This window comes from Patulibacter minatonensis DSM 18081, from assembly GCF_000519325.1.
Taxonomy (GTDB): Bacteria; Actinomycetota; Thermoleophilia; order Solirubrobacterales; family Solirubrobacteraceae; genus Patulibacter; species Patulibacter minatonensis.
Map to the genome: position 1 here is coordinate 3,604,248 of NZ_KI912613.1, position 25,652 is coordinate 3,629,899.

The 25,652-nt window shown below is 74.8% G+C and carries 23 protein-coding genes, 2 tRNA genes and 2 pseudogenes; 8 read left to right on the forward strand and 19 right to left on the reverse strand.

Going from position 1 to position 25,652, the window contains the following annotated elements; genetic code table 11:
• Window positions 1–204: 204 nt before the first annotated feature.
• The 4 genes from PATMI_RS0116745 to PATMI_RS0116760 form a co-directional block, all read right to left on the reverse strand.
• Complete coding sequence (locus tag PATMI_RS0116745; protein ID WP_169738385.1) at window positions 205–3,507, reverse strand: lamin tail domain-containing protein; 3,303 nt, start codon at window positions 3,505–3,507, stop codon at window positions 205–207.
• 172 nt (window positions 3,508–3,679) lie between these two features.
• Window positions 3,680–4,426, reverse strand: a complete 747-nt coding sequence (gene cofE / locus PATMI_RS0116750; RefSeq protein WP_026911722.1) for a coenzyme F420-0:L-glutamate ligase — start codon at window positions 4,424–4,426, stop codon at window positions 3,680–3,682.
• 4 nt (window positions 4,427–4,430) lie between these two features.
• The gene (gene cofC / locus PATMI_RS30935) at window positions 4,431–5,081 is read right to left on the reverse strand and encodes a 2-phospho-L-lactate guanylyltransferase (RefSeq protein ID WP_051471863.1); all 651 of its coding nucleotides are present in this window, start codon (window positions 5,079–5,081) and stop codon (window positions 4,431–4,433) included.
• Window positions 5,078–6,049 carry a 2-phospho-L-lactate transferase CofD family protein gene (locus PATMI_RS0116760; RefSeq protein WP_245604185.1) on the reverse strand — a complete coding sequence of 324 codons (972 nt, stop codon included), beginning with the start codon at window positions 6,047–6,049 and terminating at the stop codon, window positions 5,078–5,080. Before PATMI_RS0116760 ends, cofC begins: the two co-directional genes overlap by 4 nt.
• Before the next feature lie 93 nt (window positions 6,050–6,142).
• Here PATMI_RS0116760 and PATMI_RS0116765 point away from each other — a divergent pair, with 93 nt between their 5' ends.
• Complete coding sequence (locus PATMI_RS0116765; RefSeq protein ID WP_157260817.1) at window positions 6,143–7,135, forward strand: hypothetical protein; 993 nt, start codon at window positions 6,143–6,145, stop codon at window positions 7,133–7,135.
• 36 nt (window positions 7,136–7,171) lie between these two features.
• Here PATMI_RS0116765 and PATMI_RS0116770 read toward each other — a convergent pair whose 3' ends face one another.
• The gene (locus PATMI_RS0116770; protein ID WP_026911725.1) at window positions 7,172–7,921 is read right to left on the reverse strand and encodes an SDR family NAD(P)-dependent oxidoreductase; all 750 of its coding nucleotides are present in this window, start codon (window positions 7,919–7,921) and stop codon (window positions 7,172–7,174) included.
• Between the two features lie 61 nt (window positions 7,922–7,982).
• On the opposite strand from PATMI_RS0116770, the gene PATMI_RS0116775 reads away from it, so the two are divergent.
• Together PATMI_RS0116775 and PATMI_RS0116780 are read left to right on the forward strand one after the other, a co-directional pair.
• Window positions 7,983–9,392: an amidase gene (locus PATMI_RS0116775; protein WP_026911726.1), complete on the forward strand. Its 1,410-nt coding sequence runs from the start codon at window positions 7,983–7,985 to the stop codon at window positions 9,390–9,392.
• Window positions 9,393–9,473: 81 nt separating this feature from the next.
• The gene (locus PATMI_RS0116780) at window positions 9,474–10,271 is read left to right on the forward strand and encodes an inositol monophosphatase family protein (RefSeq protein ID WP_026911727.1); all 798 of its coding nucleotides are present in this window, start codon (window positions 9,474–9,476) and stop codon (window positions 10,269–10,271) included.
• Between the two features lie 44 nt (window positions 10,272–10,315).
• Here the strand turns inward: PATMI_RS0116780 and PATMI_RS0116785 are convergent.
• Window positions 10,316–10,398 (reverse strand) — tRNA-Leu (locus PATMI_RS0116785).
• A 24-nt stretch (window positions 10,399–10,422) separates the two neighbouring features.
• Window positions 10,423–10,914 (reverse strand): hypothetical protein, encoded by a 492-nt coding sequence (locus tag PATMI_RS0116790; protein WP_084270019.1) that lies wholly within the window; start codon window positions 10,912–10,914, stop codon window positions 10,423–10,425.
• Between the two features lie 71 nt (window positions 10,915–10,985).
• Between PATMI_RS0116790 and PATMI_RS0116795 the strand changes: the two genes are divergently transcribed.
• Window positions 10,986–11,067 (forward strand) — tRNA-Leu (locus PATMI_RS0116795).
• Window positions 11,068–11,110: 43 nt separating this feature from the next.
• On the opposite strand, the gene PATMI_RS34840 is transcribed toward PATMI_RS0116795, so the two are convergent.
• Window positions 11,111–13,321: a penicillin-binding transpeptidase domain-containing protein gene (locus PATMI_RS34840; protein ID WP_051471865.1), complete on the reverse strand. Its 2,211-nt coding sequence runs from the start codon at window positions 13,319–13,321 to the stop codon at window positions 11,111–11,113.
• A 287-nt stretch (window positions 13,322–13,608) separates the two neighbouring features.
• Between PATMI_RS34840 and PATMI_RS0116805 the strand changes: the two genes are divergently transcribed.
• On the forward strand, window positions 13,609–14,067 hold the full coding sequence (locus PATMI_RS0116805) for a GNAT family N-acetyltransferase (RefSeq protein WP_051471867.1): 459 nt from the start codon (window positions 13,609–13,611) through the stop codon (window positions 14,065–14,067).
• On the opposite strand, the gene PATMI_RS0116810 is transcribed toward PATMI_RS0116805, so the two are convergent.
• Complete coding sequence (locus PATMI_RS0116810; RefSeq protein WP_157260818.1) at window positions 13,985–14,575, reverse strand: hypothetical protein; 591 nt, start codon at window positions 14,573–14,575, stop codon at window positions 13,985–13,987. The two genes, PATMI_RS0116805 and PATMI_RS0116810, sit on opposite strands and share 83 nt — an antisense overlap.
• 145 nt (window positions 14,576–14,720) lie before the next feature.
• Between PATMI_RS0116810 and PATMI_RS30945 the strand changes: the two genes are divergently transcribed.
• Window positions 14,721–16,022 (forward strand): lipase family alpha/beta hydrolase, encoded by a 1,302-nt coding sequence (locus PATMI_RS30945; protein WP_084270020.1) that lies wholly within the window; start codon window positions 14,721–14,723, stop codon window positions 16,020–16,022.
• Between the two features lie 29 nt (window positions 16,023–16,051).
• Here PATMI_RS30945 and PATMI_RS0116820 read toward each other — a convergent pair whose 3' ends face one another.
• On the reverse strand, window positions 16,052–16,534 hold the full coding sequence (locus tag PATMI_RS0116820) for an anthrone oxygenase family protein (protein WP_026911731.1): 483 nt from the start codon (window positions 16,532–16,534) through the stop codon (window positions 16,052–16,054).
• Window positions 16,531–17,400: an NAD(P)H-binding protein gene (locus tag PATMI_RS0116825; RefSeq protein ID WP_026911732.1), complete on the reverse strand. Its 870-nt coding sequence runs from the start codon at window positions 17,398–17,400 to the stop codon at window positions 16,531–16,533. Before PATMI_RS0116825 ends, PATMI_RS0116820 begins: the two co-directional genes overlap by 4 nt.
• An 81-nt stretch (window positions 17,401–17,481) precedes the next feature.
• On the opposite strand from PATMI_RS0116825, the gene PATMI_RS30950 reads away from it, so the two are divergent.
• Window positions 17,482–18,462 carry an AraC family transcriptional regulator gene (locus PATMI_RS30950; protein WP_051471869.1) on the forward strand — a complete coding sequence of 327 codons (981 nt, stop codon included), beginning with the start codon at window positions 17,482–17,484 and terminating at the stop codon, window positions 18,460–18,462.
• An 80-nt stretch (window positions 18,463–18,542) separates the two neighbouring features.
• Window positions 18,543–19,268, forward strand: coding sequence for a hypothetical protein (locus PATMI_RS37970; RefSeq protein ID WP_026911733.1), 726 nt, complete (start codon window positions 18,543–18,545; stop codon window positions 19,266–19,268).
• A 69-nt stretch (window positions 19,269–19,337) separates the two neighbouring features.
• Here PATMI_RS37970 and PATMI_RS0116840 read toward each other — a convergent pair whose 3' ends face one another.
• From PATMI_RS0116840 to ku (PATMI_RS37610), 8 genes and pseudogenes are all read right to left on the reverse strand, one after another.
• Window positions 19,338–20,045 (reverse strand): SDR family oxidoreductase, encoded by a 708-nt coding sequence (locus PATMI_RS0116840; protein WP_026911734.1) that lies wholly within the window; start codon window positions 20,043–20,045, stop codon window positions 19,338–19,340.
• A 104-nt stretch (window positions 20,046–20,149) separates the two neighbouring features.
• On the reverse strand, window positions 20,150–21,058 hold the full coding sequence (locus PATMI_RS0116850) for a hypothetical protein (protein ID WP_026911735.1): 909 nt from the start codon (window positions 21,056–21,058) through the stop codon (window positions 20,150–20,152).
• The gene (locus tag PATMI_RS30955; RefSeq protein ID WP_051471871.1) at window positions 21,055–21,663 is read right to left on the reverse strand and encodes an RNA polymerase sigma factor; all 609 of its coding nucleotides are present in this window, start codon (window positions 21,661–21,663) and stop codon (window positions 21,055–21,057) included. The genes PATMI_RS0116850 and PATMI_RS30955 overlap by 4 nt, the downstream gene beginning before the upstream one ends.
• A 67-nt stretch (window positions 21,664–21,730) precedes the next feature.
• The gene (locus PATMI_RS30960; RefSeq protein WP_051471873.1) at window positions 21,731–22,135 is read right to left on the reverse strand and encodes a YccF domain-containing protein; all 405 of its coding nucleotides are present in this window, start codon (window positions 22,133–22,135) and stop codon (window positions 21,731–21,733) included.
• A gap of 838 nt (window positions 22,136–22,973) precedes the next feature.
• A pseudogene (locus PATMI_RS38805) lies at window positions 22,974–23,342 on the reverse strand (VOC family protein); the annotation flags it as partial.
• Window positions 23,343–23,390: 48 nt separating this feature from the next.
• Window positions 23,391–23,711: pseudogene (locus PATMI_RS38810) on the reverse strand (VOC family protein); the annotation flags it as partial.
• 77 nt (window positions 23,712–23,788) lie between these two features.
• Entirely contained in the window at window positions 23,789–24,655 is an 867-nt protein-coding gene (gene ku, locus PATMI_RS30970) for a non-homologous end joining protein Ku (RefSeq protein ID WP_051471875.1), read from the reverse strand.
• On the reverse strand, window positions 24,655–25,638 hold the full coding sequence (gene ku, locus PATMI_RS37610) for a non-homologous end joining protein Ku (protein WP_051471877.1): 984 nt from the start codon (window positions 25,636–25,638) through the stop codon (window positions 24,655–24,657). The genes ku (PATMI_RS30970) and ku (PATMI_RS37610) overlap by 1 nt, the downstream gene beginning before the upstream one ends.
• Window positions 25,639–25,652: the final 14 nt, after the last annotated feature.

Consider the following 25,652-nt stretch of genomic DNA (forward strand, 5'->3'; position numbering starts at 1 on the left):
TGCGCGCTTGGTTCGTCAGACGAGCCATCGACGCATCGCGCGGCCCGCGGCCCGCGAACCGCGAGCCCTGTGCCGCCGGAGCCGTCTCGCGCCCGGCGGCCGTGCCGGCCTCCGGAGGCGGAGACGCTCGCGCGTCACGACCTCCGCAGGCACCACCGGTCCCGCCACCCCGAACAGGGCGGCGGGACGCTCCGGGCTCCGGGCTCAGCGCACCCGCAGCGTGATCTTGCGGGTCACGACCGTCTTGCCGACCGTGATCCGCACGGTCAGGCGCTGGGTGCCCCGGCGGGCGCTGCTGCCGACCTTCACCGGGATGCTGACGCGGCCCGTCTTCCCGGCCTTGACCGTGCCGTAGCGGGCGCTGCCCGACTTCCCGGCGCGGAGGGCGGCGGGGAGGGAGACCTTCACCTGCGCGCCGCGGAACGACGAGGTCGTCAGGTTGCGCAGCGAGACCGAGACGCGCGCGGTGCGGCCGCGGGTGACCGTCCGGGTGGACGCGATCGACACGCTCACGCGGCCGTCGTCGCCCTTGTCGCCCTTGTCACCCTTGGCTCCGGCGTCGCCCTTGTCGCCCTTCGTGCCGGTGCCCGTCGCGCCGGTGTCGCCCTTGGCGCCCGTATCGCCCTTGGCGCCCGGTGTGCCGGCGTCGCCCTTCGGGCCGGTCGCGCCGGGGGTGCCCGGATCGCCCTTCGGGCCGGTCGAGCCGGTCGCGCCGGGCGTGCCCGGGGTCCCGGGGGTGCCCGGAGTACCCGGGGTGCCGGGCGTGCCCGGATCGCCCTTCGGGCCGCTCGGCGCCGCGATGCTCCTGCCCGTCAGCGGCACCGAGAGGTTCCCGCCGTCGGTGGTGATGGCCAGCGTCGCGGTGGACGTCGTCGTCGCGCGACCCGGGGCGAACCGGATCCGGATGCGGCACGAGGCGCCCGCGGCGACCGTCTGGTCGGCCGCGCAGGTGCTCGACGTGATCTGGAAGTCGTCGGCCGAGGCGTCGTCGGTGTCCGTGATCCGGACCTTCGACACCGTCAGCGCGGCGTTCCCCGTGTTCGTCACCGTGACGTCCTGCGAGCCGCCGAACGTCCCGACGGGCTGGTCGGCGAACGTCGGCGCGGTCGCCTCGGCCTTCGGCGCCGGCGCCACGGCGTCGATCGTCACGAGCTCCGGGTCGTGGTCCGAGATGCCCTGGCCGGTCGCCTGGTCGAACGGGTGGTCGTTGTTGCTGTGGACGTACCGGACGTCCGCCACGCGGGCGGCGAGGCCCGACGTCGCGAGCGGGTGGTCGAGCGTCTGCAGCCGGCCGTTGAACTGGTAGCTGTAGCGCTCCTGCGCGGGGGCGCGCTCGCCGAGGTTCGTGAGCGTGCCGCCCGACGTCGCGGTGATCAGCGGCGACTCGTCCTCGAACGAGTTGTAGTCGCCGACCGAGAGGACCTCCTGGCCGTCCGCCTTCAGGCGCGCGGCCTCGTCGCGGACGATCGTCGCCATCGCGTCGCGGCAGGCGTCCGAGCCGGCCTTCGACCGGAAGTGGTTGCTGATGATCGTGAACCGCACGCCGGGCTTCGGCTCGACGTCGAGCGCGAGCGGCGGACGACCGAACAGCTTGCCGCCCTCCGAGCAGTTCGGGATCGTCGTGGTGGTGTCCTTCGCGAGCTGCCGCGGGGCGCCGTGGACGACGACGCCGGACTTGACCAGCACGCCGACGTCGATGCCGCGGGTGTCGTTGCCCTCGGGCGCGTAGGCGGTGTAGCCGCCGATCTTCGCGGCGAGGTCGTCGAGCACCTGCTGGCTCGTCTTCTGCGTGCCGGTCGTGCTCGTCCGGCCGTCGCCGATCTCCTGCACCGCGACGACGTCCGGGGCGCGCAGGCGGTCCTTGATCGCGGTCGCCGTGCGCTCGAGCTGCGCCTGGTACTCGGCGGGCGTGATGACGTGGTTCAGGTCCCCGACGGCACCGTCCGGGAAGAGGTTCTCGACGTTGAAGCTCGCCACGCGCGTCTGGCCCGCGGCCGCGGCCGGGGCGGTCGCGACGGCCGGCTCGGCCGGGTCGGGCGTGACCGTCGGCAGCGCACCGGGCTGCGGGGCGATCGAGTAGTTGTAGTACGAGAAGCCCATCGGGCCGGTCGCGCCGGTGACCTTCGAGAAGAGGCTCCCGATCACGGCCGTCGTCGACGGCGCCGCCGGGTAGTACGGGTTGTTCGGGTCGCCCGCGCCCGCGTCGTCGACGAGCTTCAGGAGGCTCGGGCCCGGGTTCTGCCGGAAGACGCGCGACTTCGCGTCGCCCGGCGTCAGGAAGAGGTCGCCGAACTTCGACGTGCCGCCGCTGTTGGCGACGCCCGTCGGGAGGGTGACGAGCATGCCCTCGAGCTGCTCGTAGTAGCTGCGGGTGCCGTCCGCCGACGGGTTCGTGACGGTCTGCGCCTCGGCCTTCGCCTGGTCGATGACGACCGGGTCGGGCTTCTCGGCGGCCGTGGCGTCGCCCTCGACGGTGACGACCGGCGCGTTCGTGGCGGTGCTGCCGCGGAGCGTCGTCTCGTTGAACTTCTCGAAGACCGTGCCCGTGACCTTGATCTTCTTGCCGATCAGGGCCTTGCGGTCCGTGGCCGTCCCGATGCCGCGCACGCGGGAGACGAAGACGCCCTCGGAGGTGGCCGGGTTGCCGTCGTCCTGGCCCTTCGGCGTCTGGATCCAGACGCCGGCGTCGGCCGGGTAGGTCGTGTCGTACGTGTAGCCGACGCGGTCGTCGACGCCGGTGACGACGCCCTCGACCGTGACCTCCTGGCCGTTCTTCGGGCTCGCGACGCCGCTGCCCTGGACCTGGCTGATCGGGGTGATCGTGCCGCCCGGGTCGGGGTCCGTGCCCGGGTCGGGGTCGACGCCCGTGCAGGTCACGGGTGCCGCGGCCGAGTTCTTCGGCGCCGGCGCCGCGATCGTGAAGTCGGTGGCGTTCTGGTCCGTGTCCTGGCAGCCGTCGAGCTTGCGGATCGCGGCTGTCGAGTTGCTGAGGTTCGCGGTGGGGCTGCCCTCGAACGCGTTCGTGGTCGTGCCGTAGCCGACGCGGTCGCGGAGCGTGGAGCCCTTGAGCAGGTCGACCCGGCCCGCGGTGCCGGACATCAGGAGGTCGCCGGTGGCGTCCGGGGTCGGGAGCGCCGGCAACGTCGTGCCGCTGCCCGTGGACTCCTTGATCAGGTAGCGCCCACCCGCCGGGATCGTCCCGGTCAGCGGCGTGGTCCCGGTCCCGGTGCCCGTGGCGGAGCGGTAGATGACGCTCCAGTTGCCCGCGGTCAGGTCGACGGGGGCGGCGCTCCGGTTGACGAGCTCGATGAAGTCGCTGTTGTACTGGGCGCCGGAGTTGCCCCCTCCGCCGTAGACCTGCGAGATCGCGAGGTCGGGAGAGCCGGCGGCCGACGCCGCCTGCGGGAGGGTGGCGGCGACGCCGAGCGATGCGGCGACCGTGAGCGCGGCGAGCACGCGCGTGGGAGCGGGGCGGTCGCCGGGTGGCAGACCGATGAGACGGGACACGGGGTTCCTCTCGGGAAGGGGCGGGAGGGACGCCGGGTCGCGGCGCACCGTTGGCGACCGTACGGCCACCGGACCCACGCGCCGTCACGCCCCGGTGAACGCCGCGTGTCCCCCGTGTGACCGCCGATCCGGTACCGCCGTAAGCCGTCGCGGGCCCCGGCGGGCGGGTCCGTCAGGCCCCGAAGAGGTCCTCGTCCGCGGGGCGCACGAGCGTGCTCGCGCCCGGGCCGTCCTCGGCCGTCACGTGGTCGCCCAGGCCGCCGACGACGACCGCCGGCTGACCGGACGCCTTGCCGCGCATCAGGTCGGCGGCGGACGCGACGTGGTCCGCCGTGGCGATGACCGTGGCCTTGAGCTCCCGCCCGTGGCGGTCCGTCGCGCCGCGCTCGTCGGCGACGGCACGCAGGCCGGCGCAGCCGATCGCGACCTCGGCCTGGCCGTGGCGCCAGGCCCGGCCGAACGAGTCGGCGATCACGACCGCGGGTCGGCCCGGCAGCGCCGCGCGGAGCCGGCGGGCGGAGGCGTCGGGGTCGGCGGGCAGCGTGACCGCCCAGCCGTCCTCCACGTTGGAGCGGTCGACCCCGGCGTTCGCGCACACGAAGCCGTGGTGGGTCCGGCAGATCAGGACGCCGCGGCGCGCGCGGACGATCTCGCGGGTGCCGTCGAGGATCAGCTGGACGAGCTCGGGCTCCTTCTCGAGCTCGGCCGCGAGCTCCGCGGCCCGCGCCGAGACCTCGACGGTCGCCAGGTCGACGAGTGCGCCCTCGGCCTTCGAGACGACCTTGTGGGAGACGACGACCGCGTCGTCGGCCCGGAACGGCGCGCCGTCGTGGGCCGCGAGGACGAGTGCGGCGAGGTCGTCGCCGGGCGCGACCTCGGGCAGGGGCCGCAGCGCGCGGACGGTCAGGGGTGCCGTCACGGGCCTAGAGGATGCGGGGCAGCAGCCCGCGCGTGTGCGACGCGCCGCCGCGGACCTCGTCCAGCCGCGCCTGCAGGGCGGCGAGGTCGTCGCCGGTGTCGACGTCGAGCATGACCGTCAGGGGCTCGGACTCGTAGACCGCGGCGCCGGCCGCCTCGCCGGCCTGCGCGTGGCGCTTGCGGCTGCCCTCGCCGAACGACGGGGTCATGACGTCCGGCGGCGTCAGCACGAGCGCGTTGGTGCCCTCGCCGTGGCGGTCGGGGACGATCGTGACCTCGCGGCCCTCGGGGGCCGCGCTGAGCAGGCCGTCGATCTCCGCCGGGTCGATCGCCGGGGTGTCCGCCGGCAGCAGGATCACGCGCTCGGCGCCCTTGGAGAGCGCCATGCCGACGCCGAGGACCGCGGCCTCGCTGTGCCCGAGGTCCCGGGCGTCCATCAGGACCTCGGCGTTGTAGTTGATCGCGATCTGCTCGGCGATCGGCTCGCCGGTGACGACGATCACGCCGTCGACGAGCTCCGCGCGCCGCAGGGCGATCAGGACGTCGGTCACCATCGCCTGCATCAGCGCGACGCGGGAGCGCGCGGGCAGGCGGTCGGCCAGCCGGGTCTTCGCCTGCGGGAACCGCTTGACGGGGACGACCGCGATGGTCCTCATGCGGGGCTCCGGTCGCCCGCGGCCAGGTCGGCGGCGAAGGCGAGGACGTCCGCGGCGACGGACGCGCGGGACTCCGCGTCGGCCATCAGGACGTTCGCGGTGCGCACGGCGACGCCGGGGAGCTCGACCTCCTCGTCGGTCAGCAGCCCGTCGAGCAGGCCGTCGTAGACGCGGGCGATGCCGGGGGCGTCCATCGAGACGTCGGCCCACCGCAGGAACGACGCGGTCGGGCCCTTGAGGACCTGGCCGTCGACGAGCGGGGCGACGGCGACGACGGGCGCCGCGGCGGAGCGCAGGGCCTCCCGCACGCCCGGCACCGCGAGGATCGGGCCGATCGAGATCACGGGGTTGGACGGCCCGACGACGATCGCCCGCGCCGACGCGATCGCGCGCAGGACCTCGGGGGTCGCGGTCGCCTGCTCGGCACCGTCGAACGCGACGTCAAGCACGACGGGCGCGGGCTCCTCGCGCAGGCGCCGGATCATGAACTCCTGGAAGTCCCACCAGCGGTCGTCGGCGCGCACCCGGGTGCGGACGGGCTCGTCGGCGGGGGGCAGCACGTGGGCGGCGACCCCGTAGGCCGCCGCGTTCTCGGCGAGCACCTCGGTCGGCCGGGCGCCCTCGGCGAGACGGCGGGCACGGCGGACGCACAGCGCGAGGTCGCGGTCGCCGAGGTTGAACCAGACGTCGTCGCCGAGCTCGCGCAGGGCGTCCATCACGAGGAACGTGTCGTCCTTCAGGCCCCAGCCGCGCTCGTCGATCCGGTCGGCGAGCCAGAACGTGACGAGGTCGGGATCGGGGCTCACGAGACCGCCGTGGATCTCGACGTCGTCCCCGGTGTTCGCGATCACGACGAGGTCGTCCTGGGCGTGCTGCAGGATCCCACGGGCGAGCTTCGCGCCCCCGGTCCCCCCGGCGAGCACGACGACCGGGGCCTCGGGCAGTGGGCGGGCGACCGCAGAAGACACGACGGCGGAGTATAGGCCCGGACCCGGCCGGTCCGGAGCCTCCCGCGAGGCCGGGTGGACGTCCGGACGGTCGCGTGCGACGGTTGCGTCCACATGCGCGTCCACGCCCACCGGGGGAACACGCTGGCGGCCGGAGCGGTCGTCCTGGCGGCCGCCGTCGTCGAGGCCGAGCTGCGGTCCGGGACGACCACCGCCGTCCGCGTCGCGCTGCTGGTGCTGCTGGCGTCGGTCGCGGCCCTCGGCGCCCTCGGGTCGCCCGTCGAGGCGGCGGGTCTGCGCGCCTACCAGGAGCTGCTGCTCGCGATCACCGCCCTCGCGGTGACCGGGCTCGTCGCGCACGGGCTCGACCTCTCCGGGGCGTCCCCGGGGCGGCCGGTCGAGGCGTTCTGGGTCGCGGTGGTCGCGGGCGCGGGCGCGGTCGTCGCCCTCGTGCTCGCGCGGGTCCGGTCGGCGACGATCGTCCTCGGGCTCGGCGCCGCGGCGGCGGTCCTGGCGCTCGTCGCGGGCACCGGCGCGGCGTGGACCGGCGACGACCCGCGGGTCGGGATCCGCTGGGCGCTGCTCGCGGCCGCGGTCGTCCTGGTCGGCGCGATCATGGTGCGGATCGACCGGCGGTACCAGCAGGCGGTCGCGCTGGCCGACGCCCTGGCCGGCGTCGTGGTCCTGCTCGCCGCCACGTTCCTCGTGGACGACGTCCGCGGGGCGGCGGAGCTCCTCGGCCTGCCGCGGGCGACGGAGGACGCCGGTCTGGGCTGGCAGCTCCTGATGCTGACCGCGGGGTTCGCGCTCGCCGGGCTCGGGGCGACGCTCCACGAGCGCGGACCTGGCTGGCTCGGGGCGCTGGCGCTCGTCGCGAGCCTCGGGGTGCTGGCGCGGGACGGCGGCGGCTTCGCCGGCTGGCCGCTCGTGCTCGTCGCGGTGGCGGCGGTCCTCGTGGCCGTCGCGCTCCGGCCGGTGGCCCACCGGGGCGTGGTCGACGACCCGGTGCCCGACGACGACCTCCCGCCGCCGGTCCCGTTCCGGCCCCGGGGCCTCGCACGGGTCCCGCCGGACCGCGACCGCGGCGACGCCGACGACCTGCTGTAGCGCGGCGCCGTCGTCCGCCCGGGGCGCGGCCCCTGCTCAGGCGGTGCGGTGCACGTCGCGGCCGGTCGCCTGGTCGCGGGGCCGGACGACGATGGAGTCGAGGTTGACGTGCTCCGGGCGCGTGGCGACGAACGCCACGAGGTCCGCGACGTCGTCGGCGACCAGCGGGGTCATCCCGGCGTAGACCGCGGCGGCCTTCTCCTCGTCGCCGTCGAAGCGGACGCGGGCGAAGTCGGTCTCGACCATCCCGGGCTGGATCTCGGTGACCCGGATCGGACGGCCGAGGAGCTCCAGGCGGAGCGTCCTGGTGGTCGTCCAGACGCCGTGCTTGGCGGCGATGTACCCGCCGCCGCCGGGGTAGATCTCGAAGCCGGCGATCGAGCCGACGTTGATGATCGTCCCCGAGCCCGAGGCCTCCAGCGCGCCGATCAGGGCCTTCGTGACCCGGACGGTGCCCAGCACGTTGGTCTCGTACATCGTGCGCCAGCCGTCGAGGTCGGCGTCGAGCACCGGATCCGCCCCGAGGGCACCGCCGGCGTTGTTGACGAGCACGTCCAGCGTCGGCACCTGGGCCGCGAACGCGTCGACGGACGCGTCGTCGGTGACGTCCAGGGCGATCGCCCGGCCGTCGATGTCGGCCGCGATCGCCTCGAGCCGGTCGACCCGCCGCGCGCCGAGCACGACCTCGTACCCCGCCGCGGCCAGGCGGCGCGCGGAGGCCTCGCCGATGCCGCCGCTGGCCCCGGTGACGACGGCGACGGGGCGGGCGGACGGGCTCTCGGGCATGCCCCGCGTTCTAGCACGACCGGGCCCGGGCGCCCCCGGCGGCGACCGGTACCGTGGCCGGATGGAGATCGACGAGCTGCTCTGGGCCGGCGCCGACGCGCAGGCCGTCGCCCTCCGCGAGGGGCGGGTGACCGCGCCCGACCTGCTCGAGGCCGTCCTCGCCCGGCTGGAGGCGACCGCCCCGGCGCTCAACGCGTTCCGCATCGTCTTCCCGGAGTCCGCACGTACCGAGGCCGCCGCGGCCCAGGCGCGACTGGACGCGGGGGAGACCACGCCGCTCCTCGGCGTGCCGGTGGCGGTCAAGGACGACCAGGACGTCGCCGGCGACGTGTCGCCCGCCGGGGGCCGGCCGCAGGGGCCGCCCGCGACGCAGGACGGCATCATGGTCCGCCGCCTGCGGGCCGCGGGCGCCGTGGTCGTCGGCCGGACCCACGTGCCCGAGCGGATGCTCTGGCCGTTCACCGAGACCCTGACCTACGGCGCGACCCGCAACCCGTGGGACCTCGACCGCACGCCGGGCGGCTCGTCGGGCGGCACCGCGGCCGCGCTGGCGGCGGGGATCGTCGGTGTCGCGTCCGGCTCCGACGGCGGCGGCTCGATCCGCATCCCGTCGTCGATGTGCGGCCTGTTCGGTCTGAAGACCACGCGCGGCGTGCTGCCCGACGACGGCGAGGAGCACTGGCACGGCCTGGCGGTCGCCGGGCCGATGGGCCGGTCCGTGGCCGACGCCGCGGCGATGATGGACGTGATCGCCGACGACGGCTGGGCGTCGGGCGAGGCCCCGTCGGGCGAGCCGCAGCCGAGCTACCGCGAGGCCGCCGACGCCGATCCGCGTCCGCTGCGGATCGCGATCTCGTGGCGCGCGCCGATCGGGAAGGTCCCGATCGAGGCCCGCCGCCGCGCCGCGATCCTGGAGACCGGCGACCGCCTGCGCGCGCTCGGTCACGAGGTCGTCGAGCGCGAGGTCCCGTACGGCCCGCGCGCCTTCCCGCAGTTCCTCGTCCGCTACCTGCGGGGCGTCGCCGACGACGTGGAGCCGCTGCCGCGGAAGGACTGGCTGGAGCCCCGGACGAGGAACGCCCGGCGCCTCGGCCGGCTCGTCCCCGACGCCGTGCTGGCGTGGGCACGCGCGCAGGAGCAGGTCCTCCACGAGCGCTTCCGTCCGCACTTCCAGGCGTTCGACGTCGTGCTCCAGCCGGGCATGACGGACGTGCCGTGGAAGATCGGCGCGTTCCACGGGCGCGGCGCGCTGACGACGATGCTCGGCGTCGCCCAGCGGATGCCGCACATGCCCGTCTGGAACGTGCTCGGGTACCCCGTCGCCGCCGTGCCGATCGGCCTGGACGACGCCGGCCTCCCGATGGGCTGCCAGTTGATCGGGCCGCCGCGGTCCGAGCGGCGGCTCCTGTCGCTCGCCGGCCAGCTGGAGCGCGACCGGCCCTGGGCGCACCTGCGCGCCGCGGGGGTCTGACGGACGGGCGCCGCGGGCCGCGGAGGCCGCCGGTCACGCGTGGGGAACGCCCCGGCCGTGCCGATCCCTCACGATGAGGGCATGACCTCCGGGCACGACACCGCCGTCCTCGACGAGCTCCTCGCCGTCGCCGAGGCGGCCGCGCGCGCCGCGGCCGCCGAGCTGACGTCGCGGGCCGGTGACCTCCAGGCGCTCCGGATCGACACGAAGTCGACGGCCACCGATCCGGTGTCGGAGGCCGACGTCGCCGCCGAGGAGGCGATCCGTCGCGTCCTCGCCGCCCGGGTCCCGGACGACGGGATCGTGGGGGAGGAGGGCGACGACGTCCTCGGCACCACCGGTCGCCGCTGGATCGTCGACCCCCTCGACGGCACCGTGAACTACCTCTACGGCAACCCGCAGTGGTGCGTGTCGGTCGCGTGCGAGGACGTCGTGGGCGTCGTCTACGACCCGGGGCGCGAGGAGCTGTGGGCCGGCGCCGCCGACGGCCGCGCGACGCTGAACGGCACGCCGCTGCCCCGTGCCGCGGCGCCCGACGGCGGCCTCGGGCACGCGCTGGTCGCGACCGGCTTCGGCTACGACCCGGAGGTCCGGCGCATCCAGGCGTCGATCGTCTCGCGGGTGCTGCCGGAGGTCCGAGACGTCCGCCGGGCGGGCGCCGCGGCGCTCGACGTCGTCTGGGTCGCCGGTGGCCGGACCGACGCGTTCTACGAGTACGGCGTGAAGGCCTGGGACACCGCCGCGGGCGAGGTCATCGTGGAGGCCCTGGGCTACGAGGTCCGGACGATCCTGGGCCACGGCCCGATGGGCGACGGCAAGCTCGTCGCGCCGCCGGAGCTCGTCGACGGACTGCTCGCGCTGGTCGCGCCGGACGCGTAGGCCGGAGAACGACGAGACCCCCGCGGGGCGGGGGTCTCGAGAGGTACCCGGGGAGGGATTCGAACCCTCACTCCGTTGCCGGAAGCGAATTTTGAGTCCGCCGCGTCTACCGTTCCGCCACCCGGGCAGGTGGTTCCCGGGATCGTAGGGGTCAGGCGGGGACGGTGCCCTGCGGACGCACGTCGGCGCTGCGGGTGTCGGGCACCGTGCGCTCGACCTCCTCCTGCCAGTTCTGGGAGAAGGCGACGATCGTCACGATGATCACGAGCACCTGGACGGCGAGGATGATGATCGTCAGGAAGCCGAGGTCGGCGGAGAGCGCGGCGTCCTTGTAGCCGATCGCGTCGCGCTCGTACCACGAGTTGATCGAGACGCCGGCGAAGATCGCGACGAACGCGCCGATCCCGGCGGCCATCGGCAGCACCCCGCGGCTCCAGCGCACGACCTGGACGATGAAGATCAGGTTCAACGCGATGAACGCGATGTTCAGGGGCTTGGCGTCCTCCATGAGGTCCCAGCCCTTGATGGTCGTGGCGGCGATGACCGCGCACGAGCCGAGCAGCGAGAGGATGACCACGAGGCGCATCACCTTGCTGGCCGACTTCTCCCGGTTGGGGTACTCGAGCTCCACGTTTCGCGCCATGACGCCGAGGAGCCTACACTCCACGGCGGAGGTCCGGGCGAGTTTCGGACCCTCGGTCGCAAACACGCCGAGCGGGCGTGGTGGAATTGGTAGACACGCGGGCTTTAGGTGCCCGTGGCGCAAGCCGTGGGGGTTCGAGTCCCTTCGCCCGCATCCCGTCACGAGGGGTCCCGAGGGACGCCCCGTCGGGGCGGCGTCACTTCTTCAGCGCCGCCTGCAGGACCGCCCTGGCGACGGGGGCCGCGGTCGCGCCGCCCTGACCGTCCCCGCGGCGCAGGACGCCCACGGCCACGGGATCCCGCTCGCCGCCGGACGACGGCGCGAACGCCGCCATCCACGCGTCGGTGTCCGACGAGTCGTTCGGGTCGCAGATCGTCGTCGACGTGTCCGGCGGCGCGGTCGTCGTCGGGTCCACGGGGTCCGTGAACGAGTCGTCGGGCGGGGTTTCCTCGGTCGTCGTGTCGTCCGTCGTCGTCGGGTCCGCATCGTCCGTGCTCGTGGTCGGAGGATCGTCCAGGGCGTCGGGATCGGCGCCGCCGTCGGTCGTGGTGCCCTGGGCCAGGGTCAGCCCCGCGGGCCGGAGGAGCGCGCCGCGACGACCGCGGTACGCGGCACCGTCGGTGCTCGCCCCGTCGCGCGTCGTGGTGCCGTCGGTCCCGCCCGTGCCGCCCCCGCCGGAGGGGCCCTCGCTGCGGCAGGTGCCGATCTCGGCCGTGCCGGTCTTCCCGGCGACCGTGACGTCCGGGATCTGCGCGGACGTGCCGGTGCCGTCGGAGACGACGGCCTCCATCATCGTCAGCAGGTCCGACGCGACGCTCGTGTCGATGACGTTGCGGACCTTCGCCTCCGCGTCGGTGCGGCGGAAGGTCAGCACGGGCTGGTCGCCGCCGGTCGCGACGGTGGTGGCCATCATCGCGACCTGCAGCGGGGTCGCCCGGACGCTCGACTGCCCGATGCCCGAGAGCGCCAGGTCGGCGTCGTCGAGGTCGTCCGGGATGCGGCTGCGGACCGCCCCGTCGACCGGGGGCGTGCGGTTGAAGCCGAACGCCTCGGCCATCTTCACGAACGGCGTCGAGCCGACCTTCACCGCCAGCGGCGCGAAGACCGAGTTGCAGGACTGGGCGAACGCCTCCACCAGCGTCCCGCCGCAGCTCTCGCCGTCGGCGTTGCGGATGCCCAGGGCCGAGGTGGCGACCGGGAACTGCTCGTCGGTCGTCGTCGACCCCTCCTTCAGCGCCGCGGCCGCGGTGATGATCTTCATCGTCGATCCGGGGGCGCTGGCCTCCTGCCACGCGTCACCGGAGAACGCCAGGACCTCGCCCGTGCGGGTGTCGATGGCGGTCAGGCCACCCCCGGACGGCGCGGACGCCTGCGCCTGGACGGCGGCCTCCATGACGGGCAGCGAGACCGACGAGACGACCGTCTTCGGCGGGATCGCCTTCTGCCGGCCGAGGACGCGGTCGCCGGCCTTCAGCGTCAGGCCGGGGGTCCCGACGAGGTCGTCGTTCAGGAGGCGCTCGAGCCCCGACACGCCGACCTGGGTGTTCGCGGGGATCCCCTTCGCCTGGTACGCCGCGCGGTCGGACTCCGGGATCGGGCCCATCGCGCCGCGGATCTCCTTGACGACGTCGGCGGGCGCGGACGACCGCCGGTCCCTGCCCTGCGCGATCGGCGTCTTCCCGTCGCGGAACATGATCGTTCCGCGGGTCGGGATCTGCGCCTGACGGGTGAGCCGCTCGCCGGTGCGCAGCCCGGGGAACGCCAGGCTGCGGGACCACGCGATGCGGGCGTCGTTCCCGGAGCCCAGGACCCGGAGCCGGAGGTCGCCCTCGATCGTCCCGAAGAGCTTCGTGCGGATGCTGATCGGCGCGACGAACTCGTTGCCGTCGCGGGTCGACCCGCCGGTCTCGATCGACTCGCCGGTCGCCAGGCGGTAGGCGTCGCGGTTCAGGCCCGCGAAGCGCTTGACCGGGTAGACGCGCTGGGCGTCGGTGTCGATCGAGTCGAACATCGCCTGGTAGTCGCGGGAGGCGAAGGCCGACAGGAACTGGTCGACGACCGCCTGCTCGGCGTCGCGCTCGTCGTCGCCGGCGCCGCACGAGGAGACCAGCAGGATCACCACGATCAGCGCGACGCCGCCGATCGCCGCGAACAGGGCCTGCCGCGGAGGCGTCCAGCCGCCCGGCTCGGGCCCGTGGCCGCCGTCGGCGGGACCGCCCGTCGGACGGTGCGGGAGGCGCGGGCCGCCGCCGCCGGTGCCCCCGACGCGTGCGGGCTCCTGCTCCGCCGCGCTCGGGCGCGGCCGTGGGCGGGGCCGGTCGTCGTGCCCCGCGCGCGGGATCGCCGGGCGGAAGGGCTTGAGGGGCTTCAGCTCCTCCTGGTCGTCGTCGTCCCAGTCGTCGCTCATCGCGTCACCGCCGGGACGGAGGGCGGGACGACCCGCGGGAGCGTGGGGGCGAGCACCGACGACCCGCGACCCGCCGGGCGCGGGCGTGACGGCACCCCGGCCGGTCCCGTGGGGGGACCGGTCGTCCGGGCGGCCGAGGCGGTGGTGGGACGTACGCGCACCGGACCATCGTGCCGCACCGGCGCCCGGCGCGGGGAGGCGTGGCGCGGGGGAGCGCCCCGGACCGGGTGCCGCGGGTCGTCCACGTGCTGTCGCGACCGGGCCCGCGCGCCGGTACGGTGCCTGCCGTGTCCGTCGCCGCGTCCGTCCGCCCACTGCGCCCGGACGACCACCGGGCGTGGGCCGTGCTCTGGGACGGCTACCTGCGCTTCTACCGCGAGGAGCTGACGCCGGAGGTCACGGCCGACACGTTCCGGCGGCTGTGCGCCGGGACCGCCGGCGTCTTCGCGCTGGTCGCCTGCGACGCGGACGATCGCCCGATCGGCCTGGCGCACGCGATCGTGCACCCGTCGACGTGGTCCCCCGGCGGGTACTGCTACCTCGAGGACCTCTTCGTCGATCCCGCCGCGCGCGGCGGGGACGTCGGCCGGCTCCTGGTCGACGCGGTGGCGGCGGAGGCCGCCGCCCGCGGGACGACGAAGCTCTACTGGCAGACCCAGGCGTTCAACGGTCGTGCCCGGTCTCTGTACGACCAGGTCGGGACCCTGTCGTCCGCGGTGGTGTACGAGCGGGATCCGGCGACGTAGGCCCGCCCGGCACCGGTTCCGCGGGGTCCGCGACGGCGACCGCCACGGTGGGCCGGAGCGCGACCGCGGCGCCGAGCAGCACCGCTCCCGCGCTGGCCGCGAGCGCCACGACCGCCCCGGGCCCGGGGTTCGCCGAGAACACGCCGTCGGCGGTGGTCTGCACCATCGTGCCCCCCTCGGCGTAGCGGACGATCACGACCACGGTCCCGATCAGCGTCCCGAGCCCGGCGGCGGAGATCGTCCACCCGAGCGCGACCGGTGGGCCGTCCGACGACCACAGCGCGGTCACGAGGACCGCGACGGCCAGGACCGCGAGCACGACGAGCAGGATCCCGACGAGCGGTGCGACCTGCAGGCCTCCGCGGCCCCCGAGGGCGGCGATCGACACGGGTCTCGAGGTCGGGACGTAGCACGTCCACCCGCAGTGACCCTTGTGGCCGTTGGCCGTCAGCCAGGTCAGGAGCGGCGAGACCGTGCAGGCGGCCCCGACGACGGCGGCGCTCGCCACGAGGGGGGTACGCCGGCCGGCCCGCATCCCACGACCGTACTACGGGTGCCCGGAGATCCCGGCACGGATCCGCCGGTTCACCGAATTCGACCGCCGGTAGCTCTTTGCCGCGGACGGCGGTCGGGGAGGTACGGTGTCCACCGTGATGCGCCCCCGATCCGCCCTGCGACGCACGATCCGCCCCCTCCGCGCGCCGCTCGTGGCCGCGGCCGCGGCGGTGGCCGTGGCGCTCGCGGGCCCGCAGGCCGCGAACGCCGCCGATCCGCTGCCGGTGCCGTGGAGCCCGGTGAACCTCGTCGCGGGCGGTGCGAACCCCGACGCCGCCCCGGGGGCCAACGACTTCTCCTGCAAGCCCGCGCCGGGCACGCGACCCGTGGTGCTGGTCCACGGCCTCGGTGCGACCCTCGGCACGAACTGGGCGACCTTCGCCCCGCTCCTGAAGAACAACGGCTTCTGCGTCTTCGGGCTCACGTACGGCCGGTCCGCCGGGTTCCCGTACGTCGCCGGCCTGCAGCGGATGGAGGACAGCTCCGCGGAGCTGCAGGCGCTCGTCGACAAGGTGCTGCAGGCCACCGGCGCCGACAAGGTCGACCTGCTCGGCCACTCGGAGGGCACCGTGATGCCGCGCTGGTACCTCTCCTTCCGCGGTGGCGCGGCGAAGGTCGACAAGTACGTGCAGCTGACCCCGCTCTGGGACGGCACGAACCTGGCGGGCATCGGCGACCTCGTGGCCGCGGACAAGGCCCTCGGGCTGGGCGCGCAGCAGGGCCTGACCACGCTGCTGTCGCCGGTCTGCGGGTCGTGCGTGCAGTTCGCGCGCGGGTCGGACTACCTGAACGCGGTGAACGCCGCGGGCCCCGCGATCCCGTCGATCCACTACACGGAGATCGCCACGAAGTACGACGAGCTGGTCCAGCCCTACACCAGCGGCCTGCTCGACGCCCCGAACGTGAAGAACACGGTCCTCCAGGACGTCTGCCCGCAGGACATGTCGGAGCACCTCGCGGTCGCCTACTCGCCGAACGTCGCGCAGCTCGTGCTGAACGCGCTGGCGCCCGACCGGGCCCGGCCCGTCCGCTGCGTGACGATGCTGCCGACCGGGCCGGTCGGCACCGTGCCCGACATCGGCCTGGAGCCGCGGTCCGCGAGCGCCGCGAAGCCCGCCGCCGCCGCGCAGTGCGCCAGCCGCCGCTTCGCGATCCGCGTGCGCCCCACCGGCCGGGCGATCCGCTCGGTCACCGTCCGGGTCGGCGGGCGGAAGGTCGCGACGCGCCGCGCCGCCGGCACGACCGCCGCGCAGGGCCGGTGGACCGCCACCGTCGACCTCACGCGGTACGGGCGCCGCACGGTGTCGGTGGTCAGCCGGGCCGTGCTGCGCGCGAAGGACGCGAAGGGCCGCGCGCGCGTCGTGACCGACGCGCGCCGCTACCGGACCTGCGGGGCCTGAGCAGGGGCGCGCGGGTCGCCGCCTCCGGGTCACCCCGTCGTCATCCCCACGACGATCAGCCCGGTCGCGATCGCCCCCGCCGCCGCGCGCAGGTGGTTCAGCGGCGTCCACGTCCCGGTGTAGTCGCTCCAGCGCGCCGCCGCGCCCGAGGCGTGCGCGTCGACGGTAGACAGCGCGTCGTTCATCGGCACGTGCTTGCCCATCGTCAGGCCGATCACGCCGACGAGGAAGACCCCGGCGCCCGCGGCGAGCCACGGCGACGACGGGTCCGACCACGACCGCACCGCGACGACGACCAAGGCGACGCAGAGGAGCGCTCCGCCCATCAGGACGATCATGAACGCCGGGGTGACGGCCTTCTCGTTGATTGCCTGCATCGCCTCGATGCTCGCGCCGGGGTCGAGCTGGTCGAGCGCCGGCATCACGAACGCCGAGAACGCGAACAGGACCCCGGCGCTCAGGCCGCACGCCAGCGCGGTCGACAGCGCGAGCCCGAACAGCGGCCCGGTCATCGGGCCACCGCCGGCACGTCCCAGGCGCCGCGGGCCGCCGCGTCGCGGACGTAGTCGCGAAACGGCCGGGCGGGCCGGCCGAGCGCCTCGCGCACGCCGTCGGTGGTCGGCGTGTTGCGGCCGTCGAGGACCTCGGTGAACAGGTAGGCCATGAGGCCCGCCACGTCCTCCGGGACGCCGGCGGCGGCGAGCCCGGCCAGGAAGCCCGGGAGCGGGACCTCCGTGTGGACGACCGGACGGCCGATCGCCGCGCCGATCGCCCCGACCGCCTCGGCGAAGGTCAGCGCCTCGGGCCCCGTCAGCTCGTGGAGCCGGCCCGCGTGGCCGTCCTCGGTCAGGGCGGCGACGGCGACGTCGGCGATGTCCTCGACGTCGACGAACGGCTCCCGCACGTCGCCGACGGGCAGCGCGACCTCGCCGGTCAGCACCGGGTCGAGCAGGAAGCTCTCGTCGAAGTTCTGGGCGAACCAGGCGCAGCGGACGACCGTCCACGGCGTCCCGGCGGCCTGCACCGCCCGCTCGGCGCGCTCGGCCTCCGGCTCGCCGCGTCCGGAGAGGAGGACGATCCGCTCGACGCCCGCCGCGGTCGCCTGCCGGGCGAACGCGCCGACGGTCTCGGCGGCGCCGGGCACCGCCAGGTCCGGCACGTAGGCGACGTAGACGGCCCGGACGCCGTCGAGCACGGCCGGCCAGGTCGACGCGTCGTCCCAGTCGAAGGCGGGCGACGCCGAGCGCGAGCCGGCGCGGACGTCGACGCCCCGGGCGCGGAGGCGGTCGGCGACGCGTCGCCCGGTCTTGCCGGTCGCGCCGAGCACGAGCACGGGGCGGCGGTCGGTGGTGGTGGAGTGCTGCGGTGTGGTGGTCATGCCGACGATTCAAGCGCCGCGAGTCTGGACGTTCCATAGTCGAATCGCTTCGATGCATACGCGAGCGTCTATGATGCGGCGATGGACGCGATGGCCGGCCTCCTCGACGGTCCCCGGGCGCGCGGAGCGTTCCTGCTGCGCTCGGCGATGGACCCCCCGTGGTCGCTGCGGGTGCAGGACGAGGCGCCGCTCACGATCGTCGCGATCGTCCGCGGTCACGCGTGGCTGCTGCCGGAGGGACGGGACGCCGGGGCCCCGCCCGTGCGGCTGGACGTCGGCGACGTCGCCATCGTGCTCGGGCCCGACCCATACGTCGTGGCGGACGATCCCGCCACCGCCCCGCAGGCCGTGATCCACCCCGGCCAGCGCTGCACCACCCCGGACGGCGTCGAGCTCGACGCGATGCGCGAGCTCGGGGTCCGCACCTGGGGCAACGACCCCGACGGCGAGACGGTGATGCTGACGGGGACCTACCACCTGGAGGGCGAGGTCAGCCGGCGCCTGCTGCGCGCGCTCCCGCCGCGGCTGGTCCTCCGGGAGGACGAGTGGGACTGTCCGGTGATCCCGTTGCTCGCGGACGAGGTCGTCAAGGACGCGCCGGGCCAGGAGGCCGTGCTGGACCGGCTCCTGGACGTGCTGCTGATCGCCGTGCTCCGCGCCTGGTTCGCGCGACCCGAGGCCGAGGCGCCCGGCTGGTACCGCGCGTCGGCCGACCCCGTCGTCGGGCCGACGCTCCGGCTCCTGCACCACGAACCCGCCCGCCCGTGGACCGTCGAGGCGCTGGCGAGCGAGGCCGGGGTGTCGCGGGCGGCGCTGGCCCGCCGCTTCCACGACCTGGTCGGCGAGCCGCCGATGAGCTTCCTCACCGGGTGGCGGATCGCGCTCGCCGCGGACCTCCTGCTCGAGCCGGGCGCGACGGTCGGCTCGGTCGCGCACGAGGTCGGGTACGGCAGCGCGTTCGCGCTCTCGACGGCCTTCAAGCGCGTGCGCGGCGTGAGCCCCTCGGTGTGGCGGACGCGGGTCGCCGCAGACGACGCCGCCCCGGTCGAGGCGGCGGTATGACACACGGGGAGCGCCCGACGCGCAAAGATCCATGGACCCGCCCCGACGATCCCGTCGGTCGGGTCAGGCAGGATCCCCCCATGGACGAGCAGCACCCCGAGCCCGTCGCTCCCTCACCACCACCTGGCCCGGAGGCCCCCACCGGGTTCCGCCGGCACCTCACGCCGCCGATGGTGATGAGCACGCTGGCGCTCTTCGTCGCGCTCGGCGGCACCGGCTACGCGGCGACGAAGCTCCCCGCGAAGTCGGTCGGCGGCAAGCAGCTCCAGGACTCCGCGGTGACGTCCTCGAAGGTCAAGAACGGGTCCCTCCTGGCGAAGGACTTCAAGACCGGCGAGCTTAAGGCGGGCAAGGCCGGGGCGCGCGGGGCCGCGGGCCCCGCCGGCGCGACGGGCGCGACCGGGGCACCGGGACCGCAGGGCGCGACCGGCGCGACGGGCGACACCGGGGCCCGCGGCGGCTTCAGCTCGGTCGTCACGCGGTCGATCGAGACGAACGTGGCGGGTGGCGGCACCGCGGCGCTGGTGGTGGCGCGGTGCAACGTCGACGAGATGGCGACCGGCGGGGGCGGATCGTTCGTCAACGGCTCCGCCGACAACACGTCGCTCGGGCGCTCCGCGCCGATCCGCGTGCTCCGGAACCCGGACGGGACCGTCGTCTCGACCGGCGTCCAGGACGCCAAGCCGGACGGCGCGAACAGCGCCGACGGCTGGACGGTCGTCGGGACGAACCGCACCGGCAGCGCGATGAACTCCGCCGACTCCCGGACGCTGCGGGCGTTCGTGCTCTGCGTCCCGCGGCCCTGACGGCCGACGTGCGGCGGTCCCCGTCCGGGACCCGTGCGCCGCGGCGGCGCTCGGCGGTCCCGGGCCAGGTCAGGCCGCGGACGCCTCGCCGTAGAGCACCGACGGCGGGTTCGACAGTCCGGCCTTCACCTGGCGGCTGATCTCGTCGACGAGGACCTCGTCGTCGTCGGCGCGCAGCCCCGCGATCAGCGCGTCGGCGACCTCGGAGGCCTGGATCTTGTCGCCTTGCAGGCCCTCGGTCAGGTCGGTCTCGACGTAGCCGACGTGGACGCCGACCACGCGCGTCCCCTGCTCGCGCAGCTGGACGCGGAGGCCGTTGGTCAGGGACCATGCCGCGGCCTTCGTGGCCGAGTAGTTGGCGAGGTGCGGCATCGCGATCCACGAGACGACGGAGAGCATGTTCACGAGCGTGCCCCCGCCGTTCCGCGCCAGCACCGGGGCGAACGCCTGCGACACCGCGAGGGTCCCGAAGTAGTTGACGTCGAACTCCCACCGCGCGGTCTCGACGTCGATGTCGAGCGGCGCGGAGGGCGCCCCGACCCCGGCGTTGTTGACGACGAGCTGGACGTCGCCGAGCTCCTCGGCGAGCGCCCGGACGCCGGCCGCGTCGGTGACGTCGAGCCGGACGGGGACGACGCGGGGGTCGGTGACGGACGCGGGGTCGCGTGCGCCGGCGTAGACCTTGGCGGCGCCGGCGTCCGCGAGGGCCGCGGCGAACGCCGCGCCGATCCCGCGGTTGGCGCCGGTGACGAGGACGGTGAGACCTTCGAGCTGCATGGTGTTCCGATCTGCGTTGCGTGAAGCGACTCAGCGAGTCATACAGGTTCGGTCATGCAACCCACTCGGGCGGGGCGATCCCGGCGACCCCGCCGCGCCGGCCGTCAGCGGAACGTGCCCTCATCGCGGACCGACGCGCCCGGGTGCGGTCCCATCCGCAGCAGCCGGTTGGTGGCGGCGTCGCGGGGGAGGGACTCGGCCACGTCGAAGTCGATGGTCAGCAGAGGACTCGGGGCGCCGAGCCGGTCGACCACGCGGACGGGGAGGGCGTCGTCGGTGCGGAGGTAGATGTCGCGGGTCGTCGTGCGCTCGGTCGCGGGGGCGTCGAGCCCCTTGCCGGGACCCGACGCGCCGGTGAAGGTCTTCAGCGAGCTCGTGATCCGGACGTGCTCGACAGGCGTGCCCCGGATCTCGGTGGGCTCGAGGACCTCGACGCCGTCCGCGCCGTCCTTCGCCCGGCGGAGGAGCTCGGCCAGGTCGCCGATCTGCGTCACGCCGAGCCCGGGCGGGGTGGTCGCCAGGTCCGGGACGGCGCGTCCGTCGCGCGGGAAGAACGCCGGGTCGGTGTGCCGGAGCAGCTCGTCCCGCTCGCGGTCGTAGGTCACGAACGTCCTCGCGTCCTCGTCGCGGACGGACTCGAGCTCGCCGCCCTGGAAGATCGTCCGGTTGCGTCGTCCGTCGGTCGTCTGCCACGACTCGACGGTGCGGACGCCCGAGCCGCTCGTGACGGTCGAGCGGTAGTGCAGGATCGTGTCGGGCTTCGTGACCGCGGCCGCCGCGCGGTCGAGGATCCCCGGCACGCTGCCGCCGTCGCCGGGCAGGACGGCGACGCCGGCGGTCGCGACGACCGCGATGGTGCCGGCGAGGGCGACCGGCCGGACGTACCGGGCGTGTCGTCGGGGCAGCGTCTGCGGGCCGGCGAGCAGCAGACGCTCGAGGGCGTCCTCGTCGGGGCGGGCCTCGGCCTCGGGACGGAGCTCGCGCAGCAGGGTGGTGGGATCGGTCGGGCTCATGTGCGGGTCCTGGTGGTCGTGGGGGTGGTGGGGTTCGGGACGGTGCCCCGGGGGGCGGGACGGTGGGCGGTGTCGGGCCGGACGACGGCGGGCGCCGGGCCGGCGTCCAGCCGGGCCTGCAGCGCCCGCGCGAGGCGGCGCCGTGCGCGGGAGAGCCGGGCGCGGGTGACGACCGGGCTGAGCTCCAGCACGACCGCGATCCGCCGGGCGGGGAGGTCCTCCCAGACGTGCAGCAGCATCAGTTCGCGGTCCTGGGGCTCCAGGGTCTCCAGCGCGTCGAGCAGCGCCCGGCGGTGCTCCCGACGCTCGACGTCCTGCTCGACGCCCGGGCCGTCGAGGTTCGCGACCTCGCGGACGCGGCCGGCCAGCGCCCCGGCGCGCTCGGCGGAGCGGCGTTGGTTCGCGAGGACCTTCGTCGCGACGTTCAGGAGCCACGGCAGCACGTGGGCCGGGACGTCGCCGAAGCGGCGCCACGCGACGAGGAACGTCTCGGCCGCCAGGTCGTCGACCTGGTCGGCCGGGGCGCGGGCGGCCAGGTAGCGGTGGACCGTGGCGTAGTGCGCGCGGTACAGCTCGCGGTAGGCGTCGGGGTCGCGGTCGTCCATCACCGGGGAGATGTGCGGCCGGCGCGATTCGTGACCGGGGGCGTCGGAGTCCGCGGCCCGGGGTCCGTCAGAACGCGACGCCGCGCGCGTCGGCGTACGACCCGACCGGGACGACCCGCTGCCCGAGCGGGAGGAGGCTGATCGGGATCAGCTTGAAGTTCGCGATGCCGAACGGGATCCCGATGATCGTCACGCAGAGCAGGACGCCGGTGACCAGGTGCCCCAGGGCCAGCCACCAGCCGGCGAGGAGGAGCCAGATGACGTTCCCGATCCCGGACATCACCCCGGCGTCGGCGGCCGGCACGACCGTCCGGCCGAAGGGCCACAGGCAGAACCCGGCGATCCGGAGCGCGGCGATGGAGAACGGGATCGTGACGATCGGGATCACCATCAGGATCGCCGCGAACGTGTAGGCGAGCGCCATCCAGAACCCGGCCAGGACGAGCCACAGGACGTTGAGGATCAGGCGCATGGGGCGAGCCTACGGCGGGCGGGTGAGGCCGCGATCAACGGGCGGGGCGGTGGGTGCCGGGTGGGGCAGCGGCGCGGGGGACGGAGGCGGGGCGCTGCGGGCACCCGATCGCCGGATACGTGGGACGGACGCGCGGAACGAGTGCGACGTGACAACCCCCACCCGTCCCGGAGGGCCTTGTCACGTGTCCGGGTGCTGGGGAGGACGACGTGACGAGGGGCGCCGACACCGGGGGGTTCGTCACGTCCTTCTGATTGGAACCGAGACGCCGGGGTCGCTACGGCCGCGGTCGGCTCGACCCAGCCCCGGCGGGTGCGAGAGACGGCAGCGGTGCGGCCGAGGCGGACGGGACGGCCGAAGGCGGCGGGGCGCCCGAGGCGGACGGGAGGGCAGCGGAGGGCGGCGGGGCGGACGGGACGGCTGCGGAGGGCGGCGGGGCGGACGGGGCGGACGGGACGGCTGCGGTGGGCGGCGGGGCGGCCGAGGCGGACGGGACGGCCGACCGGGGTGGGGGAAGACCCGCCGGCGGTGACGGGTCGACCGCGAGGTGCCAAGCCCCCGCCTCGGACCGAGCCCTTGGCACTTCGTGGTCGTTGAGCGACCCCGATGTGCCACGGTCCCACGCCGGCAAGGGCCCTTGGCACCTCGTGGTCGTCGTCTCCGTGACCCTGCGAACCGTGCCGTCCCGGCGTCAGCGCGGACTGCGCCGTTTCGCCGTCCCGCCGTCCCGCCGTCCCGCCGTCCCGCCGTCCCGCCGTCCCGCCGGACACGCCGCCCCGCCGACCTACTCCACCCCGCCGAACTACTCCACCCCGCCGGACTACGCCGCCCCGCCGGACTACCCCGTCCCGACGTACACCGACTCGACGTTGTTCCCGTCGGGGTCGACGACGAAGCCGCCGTAGTAGTGCGGGCCGTACTCGGGGCGCGGGCCCGGTGCACCGTTGTCGGCGTACCCGGCGGCCAGGGCGGCGGCGTGGAACGCGTCGACCGTCGCGCGGTCCGGTGCGAGGAAGCCCAGGTGGACGTGCTCGGTGCGGGCGCCGCCGGCGACCAGCGAGAAGGTGCCGCCGCCCGGGCCCTCGCGGACGTACGAGACCCGCTCGCCCGTGTCGGTCAGCCGCCGGATCGGGGCGTGGGGCGCGATCGCCTCGAAGAACGTCCGCGACGCGGCGAGGTTGCCGACGCGGATCCAGAGGTGGTCGACGTTGCCGTCGGTCCGCCGGCCGTCGCGATGGACGGCCTCGACGCTGTTGCCGTCGGGATCGCGGAGGAACGCCCCGTAGTAGGTCGGGGTGAAGTCGCGGACCCCGGGCCGCCCGTCGTCGGGCGCCCCGACCTCGACGCCGGCGCGCCAGAAGGCGTCGACCAGGTCCCGCGACGCCACCGAGAACGCCAGGTGGAGGTTCCTCGTGACCGGATGCCCCGGACCCGCCTCGGCGAACGAGAAGTCGCGCCACTGCAGGTAGACCGGCCCGCCGGTCGGTCGCTCGAGCCGGGCGGCCTCGAGCACGGGCCGGTAGAAGCGCTCGGCTGCCCGGCGGTCGGAGACGCGGATGGTGACGTGGTCGAACATCTGCCGGGTCGCCACCGTACACCGGCCCCGAACGGGCGGCGAGCGGTGCACGCCGCCCGGCGCGGCACCGGGGATCCTCAGCCGGCCTTCGCCCGTCGCTTCGAACCGCCTCGGGACGTCGCCGTCCCGCCGCCCTTCTTCGACCGGGCCCTCGCCGTCGCCAGGCTCTCCTCGAGCGCCGCCATCAGGTCCTTCGGGGCCTTCTGCGGGGCCGGCTCGGGGTCGTGCTCCGGGATCTCGACCTCGCCGTTCTTCCGCTTCTCGTCGATCAGGCGCAGCAGGCGGACGCGGTGGCAGTCGTCGTAGCGGGAGGGCTTGAAGTCGTCGGTGAGCTCGCCGATCAGGGCGACGGCGTCGTCGATCTCGCGCTTCGTCGGCTTCCCCTTCTTCCCCGTCGGGATCGCCCCGATGTCGTCGGGGGTGCGGAGCTCGTCGGCGAAGTGCATCGTCGTCAGGGACAGCAGGCCGTCCTGCTCGCGGAGGGCGACGAGGTACTCCTTGGCGCGCAGGACGATGCGCCCGATCGCGACCTGGCCCGCCTTCGCCATCACGTCGACGAGCAGGCGGTACGCGCGGATCGGTCCGTCGCCGTCGCCGGCGGGGAGCAGCCAGTAGGGGTGGTCGAAGTAGACCGGGTCGATGTCCGTGAGCGCGACGAAGAGGTCGATGTCCACGGTGCGCGTCTTGTCGGGCTGCGCGGCCTCGAAGTCCTCGTCGGTGAGGACGATCATCCGGTCGTCGTCGGTCTCCCAGCCCTTGGCGACGTCCTCCCAGTCGACCTCCTTCCCGTCGGTCGATGCGACGCGCTGCATCTGCACCCGCTCGCCGGTCTCCTTGTGCACCTGGTGGAAGTGCACGTCGCGGTCGCGCACCGCCGAGACGAGCTGCACCGGCACGTTGACCAGGCCGAAGCTCAGCGAGCCGGTCCAGAGGGAGCGCGCCATCAGGACGCCGCCTTCTTCTTCGTGGTCGACGGCTTCTTCTTCGTCGTCGACGCCTTCTTCTTGGCGGACGCCCTCTTGGTGGCGGTCGACGTCGACCCACCGGACGACGGCTTCCCGCTCGAGGACTTCGACCCGCCGGACGACGCCTTCGCCTTCGCCGAGCTCGCCCCCGCCGTCGCCTTCTTCCGCTCCGCGGCGGTCTTCCGCTTCGGCTTCCCGCCCTTCAGGCTCGCCTCCAGCGCGTCGGCGAGATCCCCTCCGTCCTCGGGCTTGCGCTTCGCCTTCTTCGGCTCCTTGCCGTGGCGCTTGCGCTCGATGAGGTCCATCACGGCGTCGCGGTAGGTGTCGTGCTGCTCCTCGGGCTCCCAGTCGCCCTGGAGCATCTCGACGAGCGCGCCGGCCATCTTGACCTCGCGGGCGCCCGGCTTCTTCCGCAGCGACGGGAGCTCGAGGTCGGACTTGTCGACGAGCTCGTCGTCGAAGCGCATGGTCTGGATCCCGAGGGCGCCGCCGAGCGGGCGGACGGCGACGAGGTTCTCGCGGGAGCGCAGGACGAAGCGCCCGATGCCGACCTTGTCGCTCTTCTCCAGCGCCGCGAGGAGGACGCGGTAGCCGTGGACGCCGTCGTCCTGGGCGCCGACGAGGTAAGGCTTGTCGTAGAAGACGGGGTCGATCTCCTCGGCGCGGACGAAGTGCTCGATCGCGATGACCTTCGGGTGCGTGCCCTCGGCCGCGGCGATCTCCTCCTTCGTCAGGACGATCTGGCCGTCGTCGCCCTCGTCGTAGGCCTTCTCGATGTCGGCGTACTCGATCTCGTCGCCGGACTCGGCGCCGATCCGCCGGTGCTCGATCGTCGCGCCGTCGCTCGCGCGGACCTCCCGGAACCGGAGGGTGTGCGGGCTGGTGGCCGAGAACAGCTTCACCGGGATCGCGACGGACCCGAACGTGATCGTCCCGTTCCAGATGGAGCGCGCAGCGGGCATGGGGACGACGGGTA

Bases quoted from the DNA above. Each gene is read 5' to 3' on its own strand.
- PATMI_RS30945 (WP_084270020.1), top strand. From the start codon at position 14,721: ATGCGCCCCCGATCCGCCCTGCGACGCACGATCCGCCCCCTCCGCGCG.
- PATMI_RS0116790 (WP_084270019.1), bottom strand. From the start codon at position 10,914: ATGGCGCGAAACGTGGAGCTCGAGTACCCCAACCGGGAGAAGTCGGCC.
- PATMI_RS0116840 (WP_026911734.1), bottom strand. From the start codon at position 20,045: ATGCAGCTCGAAGGTCTCACCGTCCTCGTCACCGGCGCCAACCGCGGG.
- PATMI_RS0116820 (WP_026911731.1), bottom strand. From the start codon at position 16,534: ATGACCGGGCCGCTGTTCGGGCTCGCGCTGTCGACCGCGCTGGCGTGC.
- PATMI_RS30955 (WP_051471871.1), bottom strand. From the start codon at position 21,663: ATGGACGACCGCGACCCCGACGCCTACCGCGAGCTGTACCGCGCGCAC.
- PATMI_RS0116850 (WP_026911735.1), bottom strand. From the start codon at position 21,058: ATGAGCCCGACCGATCCCACCACCCTGCTGCGCGAGCTCCGTCCCGAG.
- PATMI_RS0116780 (WP_026911727.1), top strand. From the start codon at position 9,474: ATGACCTCCGGGCACGACACCGCCGTCCTCGACGAGCTCCTCGCCGTC.
- PATMI_RS0116775 (WP_026911726.1), top strand. From the start codon at position 7,983: ATGGAGATCGACGAGCTGCTCTGGGCCGGCGCCGACGCGCAGGCCGTC.
- ku (WP_051471877.1), bottom strand. From the start codon at position 25,638: ATGCCCGCTGCGCGCTCCATCTGGAACGGGACGATCACGTTCGGGTCC.
- ku (WP_051471875.1), bottom strand. From the start codon at position 24,655: ATGGCGCGCTCCCTCTGGACCGGCTCGCTGAGCTTCGGCCTGGTCAAC.
- PATMI_RS0116765 (WP_157260817.1), top strand. From the start codon at position 6,143: ATGCGCGTCCACGCCCACCGGGGGAACACGCTGGCGGCCGGAGCGGTC.
- cofC (WP_051471863.1), bottom strand. From the start codon at position 5,081: ATGAGGACCATCGCGGTCGTCCCCGTCAAGCGGTTCCCGCAGGCGAAG.
- PATMI_RS0116825 (WP_026911732.1), bottom strand. From the start codon at position 17,400: ATGACCACCACACCGCAGCACTCCACCACCACCGACCGCCGCCCCGTG.
- PATMI_RS30960 (WP_051471873.1), bottom strand. From the start codon at position 22,135: ATGCGCCTGATCCTCAACGTCCTGTGGCTCGTCCTGGCCGGGTTCTGG.
- PATMI_RS34840 (WP_051471865.1), bottom strand. From the start codon at position 13,321: ATGAGCGACGACTGGGACGACGACGACCAGGAGGAGCTGAAGCCCCTC.
- PATMI_RS0116770 (WP_026911725.1), bottom strand. From the start codon at position 7,921: ATGCCCGAGAGCCCGTCCGCCCGCCCCGTCGCCGTCGTCACCGGGGCC.
- PATMI_RS37970 (WP_026911733.1), top strand. From the start codon at position 18,543: ATGGACGAGCAGCACCCCGAGCCCGTCGCTCCCTCACCACCACCTGGC.
- PATMI_RS30950 (WP_051471869.1), top strand. From the start codon at position 17,482: ATGGACGCGATGGCCGGCCTCCTCGACGGTCCCCGGGCGCGCGGAGCG.